The organism is Flavimaribacter sediminis, from assembly GCF_019492055.1.
In the GTDB taxonomy this organism is placed as follows: Bacteria; Pseudomonadota; Alphaproteobacteria; order Rhizobiales; family Rhizobiaceae; genus Flavimaribacter; species Flavimaribacter sediminis.
Genome location: NZ_JAICBX010000002.1, coordinates 802,962 through 815,580, shown reverse-complemented (window position 1 = coordinate 815,580; position 12,619 = coordinate 802,962). Strand labels below are relative to the sequence as shown.

Below are 12,619 nucleotides of genomic sequence, written 5' to 3'. Positions count from 1 at the left end.
ATATGCCCAGACTTGACCGCCGCCTCCTGGAACACCCTCCCAAGGGTGTGAGCGCACCCGCATATGACCGTTCCGCCCTGACGTCCGGGATTGTTCATGTCGGGGTCGGCAATTTTCATCGCGCCCACCAGCAGGTGTATCTCGACCGTCTCTTCTCCATGGGAGACGATCACGACTGGGCGATCACCGGCGCAGGCGTCAAACCGTACGACGCGAAAATGCGAGCGACCCTGGAAAAGCAAGACTGGCTGACGACGGTTCTGGAGCTTGACCCGGCCGGCTATACGGCGCGCATCTGCGGCGCAATGATCGACTTCGCGGAAATCGACGCCGGGGCGATCATCGCGGCGATGGCGCGGCCGGAAACCCGCATCGTCTCGCTCACCATTACGGAAGGCGGCTACTATCTCGACGCAAAGCGCGGCGGGTTTCAGGCCGATCATCCGGACATCGTCGCCGACAGTCGCAATCGCGATGCGCCGTCCACGGTGTTCGGCATGCTGATCGCCGGGCTCGTCCGCCGCCGTGAAGCAGGGCTTGCCCCGTTCACAGTCATGAGCTGCGACAATCTTCCGGACAATGGCAAGGTCTGCAGAGACGCCGTCACCGGTCTTGCCAGTCTGATTTCGCCGGAGCTGGGCGACTGGATCACCGGGAACGTCGCGTTTCCCAGCGGCATGGTCGATTGCATCACGCCCGCCACCGGCGATCGCGAACGGAAGCTGCTGCAGGACACCTTCGATATCGAGGACGCTTCGCCCGTCGTCTGCGAGCCGTTCCGGCAATGGGTTCTGGAAGATCATTTCCCGCTTGGCCGCCCGGCGCTCGAGAAAGTCGGGGTGGAATTCGTCCCCGATGTCGGCCCGTTCGAACTGATGAAGCTCAGGATCCTCAACGGCGGTCACGCCGCGATCGCCTATCCTTCGGGCCTGATGGGCCTGCGCTTCGCCCACGACGCCATGGAAGAGCCGCTCGTGCGCGGCTTTCTCGAAAAACTGGAGCACAGCGAGATCATCCCCACAGTGCCGCCGGTTCCGGGCGTCGATCTCGACAGCTATTTCCGAAAGGTGGCCGAGCGTTTCTCCAATCCAAAGGTTGGCGACACGATCGCGCGGCTTTGCCTCGACGGGTCCAACCGGCAGCCGAAATTCATCCTGCCCACGGTCGCCGACAGGCTCGACGCCGGACAACCTGTTGACGGTCTCGCCTTGGAGGTCGCCCTGTGGTGCCGCTATTGCGCGGGCGAAACTGACGACGGCGCGCCGATCGTCATCGACGATGTGAATGCCGAAAGGCTCAACAAGACCGCGCTTGAAGCGCGGAGCAATCCGTCCGCCTGGCTTGCCATGGGCGACATTTTCGGTCTCCTTAAGGATCGGACGCCCTTTGCCGAGGCCTTCGCCAAAGCCCTGAATTCACTTTGGAAATCCGGAACGCGCAAAACGCTGGAAACCTATTTGTCCGGCTGATCGGGGTAGACCGGCCGCGACCGGCCCTTGTCGTCCAGCGCCACGAAGGTGAATTCGGCGCTGGTCACCATTTCGGTTTCCTCGGCGTGTCTTTGGCGTCGCCAGGCCTCGACATGGATGGTCATCGACGTGCGCCCCACTCGGCCAAGGGTGGCGTACAGAGTGACCTCGTCGCCGACATGAACCGGACGCAGGAATTTCATGCCCTCGACGGCGACGGTTGCGCAGCGTCCCTTCGAAATGCGGGCCGCGACGCTGCCGGCCGCAAGATCCATCTGCGACATAAGCCAGCCGCCAAAGATATCCCCGGACGAATTGGTGTCCGCGGGCATGGCGATGGTCCGGATAATCGGATTGGCGTCGGACGGGGTGTCTTGCATCGGTTTGGCTCCCGGTTCGAAGTCCGGTCACAATAGATAAAATTGAAGCTGCGATGAAGCGTCTCGCCCATCGGCCACGCATGCTGTATTGCCGGACCATCATCTACGACATGATTCGTGGTCTCGGGAGAGAAATTCTGGATAATTCGGCCGATAAGAGTGTCAGGCGCAAGCAATGAATGCGGACCGGCCGCTTCTCGGCATTGCTTTGATGCTCGGCTTTTGCGTGTTGGCGCCGCTCGGCGACTCCATCGCCAAGCTGCTCGGAGACACGGTGCCGCTCGCTCAGCTCCTGTTCTTCCGGTTTCTCATGCAGGCGTTCCTGCTGATCCCGATCGTCCTGTGGACGGGCAGGGAACTGCGCCTGCGCGGCCGGGTCCTCAAACTCGCGATCCTCCGCGCCTTTCTTCACGTCATCGGCGTCGCGGCCATGTTCACGTCACTGCGCTACATGCCGCTTGCCGATGCGGTCGCGATCGCTTTCGTCATGCCCTTCATCATGCTGCTTCTTGGCCGCATGGTGCTTGACGAGGAAATCGGGCCGCGCCGTCTGGCTGCCTGCGTCGTCGGTTTCATCGGCACGCTTCTGGTCATCCAGCCGCGTTTCGCCGATGTCGGCGTTTACGCCTTGCTGCCACTGGTGGTCGCGGTCATCTTTGCCTTGTTCATGCTGGTGACGCGGATGATCGCCAAGCAATGCGACCCCATCACGCTGCAGGCGGCGAATGGAATTTACGTGTCGATAGGCCTGGGGGCGGCTTATCTGCTGACGGCGGGGCGCGAAAACTCGGTCTTCACCATGGTCTTCCCCGATACCCGTGAAACGCTGCTGCTTTTGTCGATCGGCGTTCTTGGCACGGTGGCGCATCTGTTGATGACCTGGTCGCTGCGCTATGCGCCCGCCTCGTCGCTCGCGCCCATGCAATATCTCGAAATACCGTTCGCGACCCTCATCGGCTGGATGATCTTCAAGGACTTGCCGAACGGGATGGCGGCGGTCGGCATCTGCATCACCGTGGCCTCCGGCCTTTACGTCGTCTATCGCGAACGCGCCAATGCGCGCCTGGTGCCGCCGGAGACCTGAAGGCGGATACCGGCGGTTGAAAATAGGGCTGGTATTTTGCCCCGGCGTGGCCTATATGCAGCGCCATACGGCTTTTGAGCCGTCAATAACGGCCCCTGCTGGACGACATCCCGGCACAGGGCGACTTCCATCTTGAAAAACCGAAAGGATGTACGATGTCGATCACTGCTGAGCGCAAGGCTGAGATTCTGAAAGAATATGCGACGAAGGATGGCGACACGGGTTCGCCGGAAGTCCAGGTCGCGCTGCTGACCGAACGCATCACAAATCTTACGGAACACTTCAAGGGTCACAAGAAGGACAACCACTCCCGCCGTGGCCTCCTGAAGATGGTTTCCAATCGCCGTTCTCTGCTCGACTATCTGAAAAAGAAGGACGAGGAACGGTACAAGAAGCTTATCGCGAGTCTCGGTATTCGCCGTTAGCTTGTTCGGCGGCGCGGAAACGCGCCGCCGTTTTTATTCGGACGCTGCGGCGTCCGGAGGGACTGTCACGGGGCAGGATTGCAGGTTGCTTGCAAAGTTTACGAGCCACCCGTTGTCTTGCCCGTGGCAATCGGAAGAACGGCGCCCGAGGGCGCCTGATTGCAACAAACGGGGCGTGGAATCCGATGATCGGAGCCGCTCCGCCAAAAAGGACAGGACATGTTCAATTCCCACAAGGTAGAAATCGAATGGGGCGGTCGTCCGCTCATTCTCGAAACAGGCAAGATCGCCCGTCAGGCTGACGGCGCCGTTCTCGCCACCTACGGTGAAAGCACCGTGCTCGCCACGGTCGTTTCCGCCAAATCCGCGAAGCCCGGACAGGACTTCTTTCCCCTCACGGTCAACTATCAGGAAAAGACGTTCGCGGCCGGCAAGATTCCCGGCGGCTACTTCAAACGCGAAGGACGTCCAAGCGAAAACGAGACCCTCGTCTCACGTCTGATCGACCGTCCCATCCGTCCGCTGTTCCCTGCCGGCTACAAGAACGAGACCCAGGTCATCATCACGGTGATGCAGCACGACCTGGAAAACAATCCGGACATTCTTTCGATGATCGCCGCGTCAGCGGCGCTGACGCTTTCCGGCATCCCGTTCATGGGCCCGATCGGCGGCGCGCGCATCGGCTACATCAACGGCGAATACGTGCTCAACCCGCATGTCGACGAAATGGATGAATCGGATCTCGATCTCATCGTCGCCGGCACCCAGGACGCCGTTCTGATGGTCGAATCGGAAGCACAGGAACTTCCGGAAGACGTCATGCTGGGCGCTGTCGTCTTTGGCCAGAATGGCTTCCAGCCGGTCATCGACGCCATCATCAAGCTGGCCGAGGCCGCAGCCAAGGAACCGCGCGAATTCGAACCGGAAGATCTTTCTTCGCTCGAAGAAGCCATGCTTGGCGTCGCCGAAACCGAACTGCGCGACGCCTACAAGATCATCGACAAGGCTGAACGCTACGACGCCGTGGACGCGGTCAAGAAGAAGGTTGTTTCGCATTTCATTCCCGAAGGCGTGGAAGAGCCCGAATATTCGGCCGAGCAGGTCGGCAGCGTCTTCAAGTCGCTGCAGGCGAAGATCGTCCGCTGGAATATTCTCGACACCAAGAGCCGTATCGACGGCCGCGACCTGGAAACGGTTCGCCCGATCGTCGCCGAAGTCGGCCTCCTGCCGCGCACCCACGGTTCCGCCCTGTTTACCCGCGGCGAAACCCAGGCGATCGTCGTCGCCACGCTGGGCACCGGCGAAGACGAGCAGTATGTCGACAGCCTGACCGGCATGTACAAGGAAAACTTCATGCTGCACTACAATTTCCCGCCCTTCTCGGTAGGGGAAACGGGTCGCATGGGGTCTCCGGGTCGCCGCGAAATCGGTCACGGCAAGCTTGCCTGGCGCGCCGTCCACCCGATGTTGCCGACGTCCGAACAGTTCCCGTACACGCTGCGCGTCGTATCGGAAATCACCGAATCCAACGGTTCGTCCTCCATGGCGACCGTTTGCGGCACGTCTCTCGCCCTTATGGACGCCGGCGTTCCGCTGGCGAAGCCGGTCGCCGGCATCGCCATGGGCCTGATCAAGGAAGAAGAGCGTTTCGCAGTTCTTTCCGACATTCTCGGTGACGAAGACCATCTCGGCGACATGGACTTCAAGGTCGCCGGAACCAAGGACGGCATCACCTCCCTGCAGATGGACATCAAGATCACCGGCATCACCGAAGAGATCATGGGCATCGCGCTCGACCAGGCCAAGGGCGGGCGGCTGCACATTCTCGGCGAGATGAGCAAGGCGATCAATGAAAGCCGTGAAGAACTCGGCGAGTTTGCGCCGCGCATCGAAGTCATGACCATTCCGGTCGACAAGATCCGCGACGTTATCGGCTCCGGCGGCAAGGTGATCCGCGAGATCGTCGAAAAGACCGGCGCCAAGATCAACATCGAGGATGACGGCACCATCAAGTTCGCTTCCGCTTCGGCCAAGGAGATCGAGGCCGCCAAGAAGTGGGTGCACTCGATCGTCGCCGAGCCGGAAGTCGGCGAAATCTATCAGGGCACCGTCGTCAAGGTCGCCGATTTCGGCGCCTTCGTGAACTTCTTCGGTCCGCGCGACGGTCTGGTGCACATCTCGCAGCTCGCACAGGAGCGCGTCGGCAAGACATCCGACGTCGTCAAGGAAGGCGACAAGGTCTACGTCAAGCTTCTGGGCTTCGACGACCGCGGCAAGGTTCGCCTGTCCATGAAGGTCGTCGACCAGGACTCCGGCAAGGAGATCCCGAAGGATCAGCCGGCGGAAGCCGCCCAGGACTGAGCCTGACACATCCAGAAATCATTGGCCCGCCGGGAAACCGACGGGCTTTTTTATTGCGTTTGAAAGAAAGCAGAGATACGCAAACTTGAGTTGAATATTCGTGCGATACAATAAAAAATTGATGTTTTGATCATCCAGATTGCGATCATTTTTCTACCTGGTCTTATCTGGGCGCGTTTGGACTCGTTATGCCGTAAACCGGGTTATGCCGCATGACCGAGCGTCGTGGCTGTTGAGCCGGCATTCGGCCATGCGACGGTTCGGCATAATCAGAGTGCTTCGATATACGCGAGTCGTTCATCGTTGAGACGATACCGCCCCGCATGTGTTTCCGGGCTGACGATCTGAACGAGCGCCTTTTCCTTCAGCCGCATATCGGCGTGGATATAGATCTGGCTCGTTTCCACGGATTCATGCCTCAGCCACAATGCGATCACCGATTGGTCAACCCGGCCGCTGCACAACACTCGGGTCCAGCAGCAGAAGCCGTTCTTTGCCGAACTTGCCCTGTTGGATGTGAAGCACGCCGGATTCGGCATCGAGCAGGTCAGGCCGCGAAGGGCCGTAGAAAGAAGGCAGCATTCGCGCATGCTCGATGATCGCAACGATTTCGACATCGCTGTAGATATAGGGGTGAGAATGCAGAAAGCGGCCCGGCGCCAATCCCCGTGGTGGAGCCTCGTTTTTCTGTTTTAAGTGGGTTTTATTCCGACGCTGGCCTCACTTAGGATCCATCGGCGGAAGGCAGCGATCTTTGGCACAGTCATCCTGCCCGGCTGCACGACGACGAAGTACCCCGCCGACGTCGGAACGGGCGCATCGAGCGCGAGCACGATGCTGCCCGCGTCCAGAGCGAGGGCCGCGTACACATCTCGCACGATAGCGAGACCTTGGCCGGCAATGACGCCTTGAATTAACAGGGCGTCGTCGGCGTAGCTCGGCCCCTTTCTTGCATTGCGGGTCGGCTTGACGCCGTGCAATTCAAACCATGTCGGCCAATCGGCCCGGTCGCGGTCCTGTAGAAGCGGATAGCGTAGACAATCGGCGGGATGACTCAAGGGACCGTCGATCAGAAGCGACGGGCTTGCGACCGCCACAAGCTGGGGTATAAAAAGTAAGGCGGCGTTGAGGCCGGGATAGTTGCCAGAGCCGTGCCTGATCGCCACATCCACCGCGCCGCCTGTCATGTCCGCGAGTTGCACCGACGTTTCAATTTGAATCTCGATATCGGGATGTTGCGCGGTGAAGCGGCCGATGCGTGGCGCTAGCCAGCACGCCGCGAGGGATGGCGTTGTGCTGACGACCAGAGAACGCGGCCCTGGCCTTCGATCGTCTAAGAGTTGTACGGCTGCGTCGATCTGCGTGAAGGCCGGCGCGACTTCGCCAAACAGGCGCAAGCCATGCGCCGATAACTTCACCTCGCGGTTTCCACGTTCCAGGAGTTGGACGCCGAAGCGCGCCTCCAGCGCCTTGATCTGCTGGCTCACGGCCCCCGGAGTCACATTCAGTTCCTGCGCAGCGCGCTTGATGCTGCCCTGCCGACCGATCTCGACAAAAGTGCGCAACGCACCAAAGGAAACGGGTGATGTCATGTCGAAGAGTTTAGACAAACTAAATCATTAGGCAATAGAAATGGTTTGTACTAGTAAGGCCAAAATGTATGTCTGGCCCACATGCAGACAGAACATTCCTCAACCGAACGCTTGTCAGCCGCCCTGGTCCGTCTCCTGGCGATCGGCGCCGGCGCGGCCGTCGCCAACAGCTACTACAATCAGGCATTTCTCGGCCATCTGACCACAGATTTCGGGCTGGCAGCGGGGATCGCCGCGATCGTGCCGGTGCTGACCCAGGCCGGTAATGCGCTCGGCGTGCTGTTTCTCGCCCCACTTGGGGACCGACTCGAACGCAAATCCCTCATCCTCGCGACCATCGCCGTCCTTGTGGCCGCGCTAATCGGCGCGGCTGTCTCGCCGGGGTTCGTGTGGCTTGCCGCAGCCAGCCTCGCGGTCGGCCTGTTCGCCACAGTTGCGCAGCAGATTGTGCCGCTCGCCGTGCATCTGGCCCCGCCAATGGAGCGCGGACGCATTCTCGGCAAGGTGACAGGCGGCATCCTGATCGGCATCCTCGTTGCACGCACCGTCAGCGGCACAATCTCGGACCTTTGGGGTTGGCCTTTCGTGTTCTGGTTCGCGGCGGCCGTGATGATTGCGATCGGTGTGGCGTTGGCGCTCTGGTTGCCCCGCGTGCCGCCGACAACTGATCTGAGCTATCCGCGTCTGCTTGGCTCGCTCGGGACGCTGGTGCGGACGTATGGCGTTCTCCGGCGAGCGGTCGCGGTGCAATTCCTGATCTTCGCAGCCTTCATCGGTTTTTGGTCGAATCTCGCGCTGTTGTTGGCTGAACCAACCTATCAGCTTGGTGGTACTGCGGTTGGTCTTCTGGCACTTGTCGGGGTTGCAGGCGCGCTCGCTGCGCCAGTCGCCGGAGGTTTAGCAGACCGGCGCGGGCCGGCCATGGTCGTGTCGATCGGCGCAGGCCTTGTGGTGCTCGCCTTCCTCATCTTCTGGCTTTGGCAAGGTTCCCTCATCGGCCTGATTGTCGGCATTGTGGTAATGGACCTTGCGGTGCAGTCCTCGCAAGTCGCCAATCAGGCGCGCATCTATGCGCTCGATCCGGCCGCCCGAAGCCGGCTCAACACCGTGTTCATGGCAACCATGCTCGCCGGGGGTGCCGTCGGTGCTGGCATTGGTGGCTCTGCCTATGCTGTGTGGGGCTGGACCGGCACGTGCGCTTTCGGGGCAATCTCGGCCGCATTGGCACTGCTGTTGTCGCGCAAATCCTAAGTTTCGCGACAAAGCTGGCGACACTGATGCCGTGGGAAAAATTCGCCGCAAAAACCTGGTCGCGAATTGTAGTCCATGTATCGGGACGCTTTCGTAACTGCTGGCGGCTTTCCGTCCTGTTAGTCAGAATACCGCCCCAACACCGATAGCTGATTTTGTCGATCTGAAGCACCATCGAATTTAGGCACAATAGCCGGCCATCCCGTTCATGCGGCATAATCCCGCTTACGGCATAAGACCCACGCTACGCCATGAAGGAGAAGCCCAGTCAGACCGAGTTAATTGTTCGCGCATTGATGCACGGGTTGACGACGTACGCCTTCGATTACCTGATCTACAAGTCAACCAACGACAATTTTTCCGAGCTGAAGTTAGAGAACGCAGACGGAACTGCAATTCTCACGGATGTTTTTATCGATGAAATCCTGTGGTCAATACCGATTGCATTCGTATTGGCGGTCTTGTGGATCTACTCTGCAAACCGAAAATGGCTGACCCGAATGTTGCAGATGATCGGAGCCACGAAGAGATATGGAGGCGAGGATGTCTGGGATTTCATATTCAATTCGTCCCGGGTCGCGGTCGAGTATGTTCGCGTAAGAGATTGGGAAAAGAATGTGGTTTACGCAGAATGGGTCAATACATTCTCGGAAACGGGGCAATTAAGGCAGTTGGTTCTGCGAGATGTTGCCATGTATTATGAAGACAATATGTTTGAGGCGCCGCTGATCTATATCGCTCGTGATCCAAAGGACATGCATATCGAATTTCCTTACAAAAATAGGAGTATGCATGATGGATAGCAACGAACGGCCAGACGCCAGGAAAGGTGCATTCATTCTCAGGGAAGGATATCCCGACAAAGGCGGCCAGAACACGGCTACGTCACAAATCCGGACGCGTCCGGCGGCCGCCTTTTGTCCCGTCATACGGGCGGAAGACAGCGCCATTCAAAGGTTTGCCCGGAAGAGACAAGAATACCTAGCGTCTAGTGAACGGGCGTCTTCACGCGTCCGTTGAGATAATCGAAGACGCGGCTCAGACCGTCCTCTGTCACCACAAGATTTCGTGGTTTGCACCCCAGCGCCAGATTTTCGTTTTGCATCCACTGTCTCATTGTCTCCGCGCTACCGGCCGACAACGTGTCGAGTAACCGAAAAATGCGAATGAGCAGCAGAGCCCTGTCATCTGAATTCGCGCCTGCCGAAATAGAGGCAGGGATTGCTTTTGCAACGAGGGATCGCGCGGGTGTGAGCCTCAGAACGCGCGCAAGCTCCTCATCGATCAATCCCAATTGATCAGCGGCCTTTAGGACTGCCTTTGACACGATGGAACTGCGTGTCATGACCATGATCACTGTCCGTTTGAATAGCGGTTCTTCAGTTCCTCGATGATCGGCATCGACGTGATGTGGTAGCCGGAATCGACATAGTGAATTTCGCCGGTCACGCCATTGGAAAGGTCCGAAAGCAGATAAAGCGCCGAACCGCCCACATCGTCGATCGTGACCGTGCGGCGCATCGGCGAGTTGCGCTGCTGGAAATTGTACATTTCCCGCGCATTGGCGACGCCGGAGCCTGCAAGGGTGCGGATCGGGCCGGCGGAAATGGCGTTCACGCGAATGCCGTCCTGGCCGTAATCGGCGGCGAGATAGCGTACGCTCGCCTCGAGCGCAGCCTTGGCGACGCCCATGACATTGTAGTTGGGCATCACGCGGGTCGAGCCGGCGTAGGTCAGCGTGATCATCGATCCGCCGTCTTTCATGAGATTGGCCGCGCGTTTGGCGATTTCAGTGAATGAGAAGCAGGAGATGACCATGGTGCGCGAGAAATTGGCGCGTGTCGTATCCGCATAAAGACCCTTGAGCTCGTTGCGGTCGGAAAAGCCGATGGCGTGAACCACGAAATCGATGCCGCCCCAAGCCTGTTCGATGGTGTCGAAAGTGGAATCGACCGTCTCGATGGCTTCCACGTCGCATGGAATGACGAGATCGGCGCCGACTTTCTCCGCCAGAGGCCGCACCCGTTTGCCGAAGCCTTCGCCCTGATAGGTAAAAGCGAGTTCCGCGCCTTGTGCATGCAGCGCCTGAGCAATTCCCCAAGCGATTGAATGGTCGTTTGCGACTCCCATGATGAGGCCGCGTTTGCCCGTCATTAATCCACTCATGGAAAAAACCTATCCGTTATAGCGCTTGAAAACGAGCGTTGCGTTGGTTCCACCGAATCCGAAGGAGTTCGACAAGGCGATGTCGATTTTCGCATCGTCGATACGTTCGCGGACAATCGGTATGCCTTCGAATTCCGGGTCGAGCTCCGTTATGTGGGCGCTCTCGCAGATAAAGCCCTCGTTCATCATCAGCAGCGTGTAGATGGATTCCTGCACGCCGGTCGCTCCCAATGAGTGTCCGGTGAGTGATTTGGTCGAGGAGACAAAGGGCGCCTCTTCGCCGAAAACCTGGCGGATCGCCCCGATCTCGGCCGCATCTCCGACCGGCGTCGAGGTTCCGTGCGTATTGATATAGTCCACCGGACCGTCGACTGTTGAAAGGGCGAGCTTCATGCAGCGCACTGCGCCTTCGCCGGACGGCGCGACCATGTCGTAGCCGTCGGATGTCGCGCCGTAGCCGACAATCTCGCCATAGATCTTGGCGCCGCGAGCTTTCGCATGCTCCAGCTCTTCCAGGATCAGCACGCCGGCGCCGCCGGCGATGACGAAGCCGTCGCGGCTGATGTCGTAGGCGCGCGATGCGGTGGCGGCGCTGTCGTTGAATTTCGAAGTCATCGCGCCCATCGCGTCGAAAAGGTTCGACATGGTCCAGTCGAGATCCTCGTGGCCGCCGGCGAACACCATGTCCTGCTTGCCCATCTGGATGAGTTCGTAGGCGTTCCCGATGCAATGCGCCGAAGTCGAACACGCCGAGGAGATCGAGTAGTTCACTCCGTGAATCTTGAACCACGTGGCGAGCGTCGCAGAGGCTGTCGACGACATCGCCTTCGGCACTGCAAAGGGTCCGATCCGTCGCGGGCTTCCTTTCTCGCGGGTGGTGTCCGCGGCGTCGACGATGGTGCGGGTCGACGGCCCGCCGGATCCCATCACGATGCCTGTCCGCTCGCTGGAAATATCGTCCTGTTCAACGCCGCTGTCTTCGATCGCCTGCAGCATGGCGACGTGATTCCACGCGCCGCCCTTGCTCAGAAACCGCATGGCGCGGCGGTCGACCAGATCGGTGGGGTCGAGCGTCGGCGCGCCCCATACCTGGCATTTGAAGCCGTGGTCGGCAAAATCCTGGGAAAAGGTAATGCCGGACCGGGCGTTGCGCAACGAGTCGGTGACTTCCTGCGCATTGTTCCCGATGGAGGAGACGATCCCCATTCCGGTGACGACAACTCTTTTCATACGGTGTCCTTTCCGCAAAGCCTGTCGATGCTGGATCCGAGAGTATTCGGAACCGGTTCCTACGCCTTTTCCTGGAAAAGGCCAACGCGCAGATCGCTTGCCTTGTAGGACGGTTCGCCGTCGGCGTTCGCCCACCCGTCGCCGATGCCAAGCACCAGACGTCCACGGATGACGCGCTTGAAATCAACGCCGAATTCCACAAGCTTGGTCTCGGGGGTCACCATCTTGGTGAGTTTGACCTCGCCGCAGGAAATCGCCCGGCCGCGACCGGGTTCGCCGAGCCAGCCGAGAAAGAAGCCGGTCATCTGCCACAAAGCGTCAAGACCCAGGCAACCGGGCATTACGGGGTCGCCCTCGAAATGGCATTTGAAGAACCAGAGTTCGGGTGTGACGTCGAATTCGGCCCGGACATAGCCTTTGCCGTATTCGCCGCCCGTTTCCGAAATGGCCGTGATACGATGAAACATCAGCATCGGCGGAAGCGGAAGCTGTGCGTTGCCCTGTCCAAACATGTCGCCATGCGAGCAAGTCAGAATGTCATCGTAGCTGAAGCTGGATTTCCTGGTGTTCATGTACTGAAGTTACTCCCGAAAACGCCACGCCGTCAGTAGCGGCGCAGTCCCTGTTCTTGCTTGCCTGGCCCGCCTTAGCACAAAGAAAC

Annotated in this window: 14 protein-coding genes; 6 read left to right on the top strand and 8 right to left on the bottom strand. The window is 59.5% G+C overall.

Annotation, left to right across the window (positions count from 1 at the left end; all coding sequences use genetic code 11):
* The first annotated feature begins 2 nt into the window (after nt 1-2).
* A complete protein-coding gene (locus K1W69_RS12060; protein ID WP_220228594.1) occupies nt 3-1,469 on the top strand; it encodes a mannitol dehydrogenase family protein in 1,467 nt (488 codons plus the stop codon).
* Here the strand turns inward: K1W69_RS12060 and K1W69_RS12055 are convergent.
* Nucleotides 1,454-1,849 (bottom strand): acyl-CoA thioesterase, encoded by a 396-nt coding sequence (locus K1W69_RS12055; protein WP_220228593.1) that lies wholly within the window; start codon nt 1,847-1,849, stop codon nt 1,454-1,456. The two genes, K1W69_RS12060 and K1W69_RS12055, sit on opposite strands and share 16 nt — an antisense overlap.
* A gap of 175 nt (nt 1,850-2,024) precedes the next feature.
* On the opposite strand from K1W69_RS12055, the gene K1W69_RS12050 reads away from it, so the two are divergent.
* The 3 genes from K1W69_RS12050 (at nt 2,025) to pnp (ending at nt 5,719) form a co-directional block, all read left to right on the top strand.
* Nucleotides 2,025-2,933, top strand: coding sequence for a DMT family transporter (locus K1W69_RS12050; protein WP_220228592.1), 909 nt, complete (start codon nt 2,025-2,027; stop codon nt 2,931-2,933).
* Nucleotides 2,934-3,088: 155 nt separating this feature from the next.
* Nucleotides 3,089-3,358 carry a 30S ribosomal protein S15 gene (gene rpsO / locus K1W69_RS12045; protein WP_220228591.1) on the top strand — a complete coding sequence of 90 codons (270 nt, stop codon included), beginning with the start codon at nt 3,089-3,091 and terminating at the stop codon, nt 3,356-3,358.
* Between the two features lie 219 nt (nt 3,359-3,577).
* Nucleotides 3,578-5,719, top strand: coding sequence for a polyribonucleotide nucleotidyltransferase (pnp, locus tag K1W69_RS12040; RefSeq protein WP_220228590.1), 2,142 nt, complete (start codon nt 3,578-3,580; stop codon nt 5,717-5,719).
* A gap of 269 nt (nt 5,720-5,988) precedes the next feature.
* On the opposite strand, the gene K1W69_RS12035 is transcribed toward pnp, so the two are convergent.
* Genes K1W69_RS12035 through K1W69_RS12025 form a run of 3 tightly spaced genes read right to left on the bottom strand, consistent with a single transcriptional unit; the run spans nt 5,989 to nt 7,329 of the window.
* On the bottom strand, nt 5,989-6,126 hold the full coding sequence (locus K1W69_RS12035; protein WP_258571010.1) for a hypothetical protein: 138 nt from the start codon (nt 6,124-6,126) through the stop codon (nt 5,989-5,991).
* A gap of 37 nt (nt 6,127-6,163) precedes the next feature.
* Nucleotides 6,164-6,382: a hypothetical protein gene (locus tag K1W69_RS12030; protein ID WP_220228589.1), complete on the bottom strand. Its 219-nt coding sequence runs from the start codon at nt 6,380-6,382 to the stop codon at nt 6,164-6,166.
* A gap of 29 nt (nt 6,383-6,411) precedes the next feature.
* Complete coding sequence (locus tag K1W69_RS12025) at nt 6,412-7,329, bottom strand: LysR substrate-binding domain-containing protein (protein ID WP_258571009.1); 918 nt, start codon at nt 7,327-7,329, stop codon at nt 6,412-6,414.
* A gap of 63 nt (nt 7,330-7,392) precedes the next feature.
* On the opposite strand from K1W69_RS12025, the gene K1W69_RS12020 reads away from it, so the two are divergent.
* Both K1W69_RS12020 and K1W69_RS12015 read left to right on the top strand, forming a co-directional pair.
* Complete coding sequence (locus tag K1W69_RS12020) at nt 7,393-8,562, top strand: MFS transporter (RefSeq protein WP_220228588.1); 1,170 nt, start codon at nt 7,393-7,395, stop codon at nt 8,560-8,562.
* Nucleotides 8,563-8,813: 251 nt separating this feature from the next.
* Entirely contained in the window at nt 8,814-9,365 is a 552-nt protein-coding gene (locus K1W69_RS12015; protein ID WP_220228587.1) for a hypothetical protein, read from the top strand.
* Between the two features lie 185 nt (nt 9,366-9,550).
* Here the strand turns inward: K1W69_RS12015 and K1W69_RS27045 are convergent, their stop codons facing one another.
* Genes K1W69_RS27045 through fabA form a run of 4 tightly spaced genes read right to left on the bottom strand, consistent with a single transcriptional unit; the run spans nt 9,551 to nt 12,530 of the window.
* Nucleotides 9,551-9,907 carry an antitoxin Xre/MbcA/ParS toxin-binding domain-containing protein gene (locus K1W69_RS27045; protein WP_258571088.1) on the bottom strand — a complete coding sequence of 119 codons (357 nt, stop codon included), beginning with the start codon at nt 9,905-9,907 and terminating at the stop codon, nt 9,551-9,553.
* An 8-nt stretch (nt 9,908-9,915) separates the two neighbouring features.
* Nucleotides 9,916-10,728 carry an enoyl-ACP reductase FabI gene (fabI, locus tag K1W69_RS12005; protein WP_220228585.1) on the bottom strand — a complete coding sequence of 271 codons (813 nt, stop codon included), beginning with the start codon at nt 10,726-10,728 and terminating at the stop codon, nt 9,916-9,918.
* Between the two features lie 9 nt (nt 10,729-10,737).
* Complete coding sequence (gene fabB / locus K1W69_RS12000) at nt 10,738-11,958, bottom strand: beta-ketoacyl-ACP synthase I (protein WP_220228584.1); 1,221 nt, start codon at nt 11,956-11,958, stop codon at nt 10,738-10,740.
* A gap of 59 nt (nt 11,959-12,017) precedes the next feature.
* On the bottom strand, nt 12,018-12,530 hold the full coding sequence (gene fabA, locus K1W69_RS11995) for a 3-hydroxyacyl-[acyl-carrier-protein] dehydratase FabA (RefSeq protein ID WP_220228583.1): 513 nt from the start codon (nt 12,528-12,530) through the stop codon (nt 12,018-12,020).
* Nucleotides 12,531-12,619: the final 89 nt, after the last annotated feature.

What these genes read in the sequence shown, in the direction of transcription:
- K1W69_RS27045 (WP_258571088.1), bottom strand. Translation starts at nt 9,907, where the DNA reads ATGACACGCAGTTCCATCGTGTCAAAGGCAGTCCTAAAGGCCGCTGAT.
- K1W69_RS12050 (WP_220228592.1), top strand. Translation starts at nt 2,025, where the DNA reads ATGAATGCGGACCGGCCGCTTCTCGGCATTGCTTTGATGCTCGGCTTT.
- rpsO (WP_220228591.1), top strand. Translation starts at nt 3,089, where the DNA reads ATGTCGATCACTGCTGAGCGCAAGGCTGAGATTCTGAAAGAATATGCG.
- fabI (WP_220228585.1), bottom strand. Translation starts at nt 10,728, where the DNA reads ATGAGTGGATTAATGACGGGCAAACGCGGCCTCATCATGGGAGTCGCA.
- K1W69_RS12020 (WP_220228588.1), top strand. Translation starts at nt 7,393, where the DNA reads ATGCAGACAGAACATTCCTCAACCGAACGCTTGTCAGCCGCCCTGGTC.
- pnp (WP_220228590.1), top strand. Translation starts at nt 3,578, where the DNA reads ATGTTCAATTCCCACAAGGTAGAAATCGAATGGGGCGGTCGTCCGCTC.
- fabB (WP_220228584.1), bottom strand. Translation starts at nt 11,958, where the DNA reads ATGAAAAGAGTTGTCGTCACCGGAATGGGGATCGTCTCCTCCATCGGG.
- fabA (WP_220228583.1), bottom strand. Translation starts at nt 12,530, where the DNA reads ATGAACACCAGGAAATCCAGCTTCAGCTACGATGACATTCTGACTTGC.
- K1W69_RS12055 (WP_220228593.1), bottom strand. Translation starts at nt 1,849, where the DNA reads ATGCAAGACACCCCGTCCGACGCCAATCCGATTATCCGGACCATCGCC.
- K1W69_RS12060 (WP_220228594.1), top strand. Translation starts at nt 3, where the DNA reads ATGCCCAGACTTGACCGCCGCCTCCTGGAACACCCTCCCAAGGGTGTG.
- K1W69_RS12015 (WP_220228587.1), top strand. Translation starts at nt 8,814, where the DNA reads ATGAAGGAGAAGCCCAGTCAGACCGAGTTAATTGTTCGCGCATTGATG.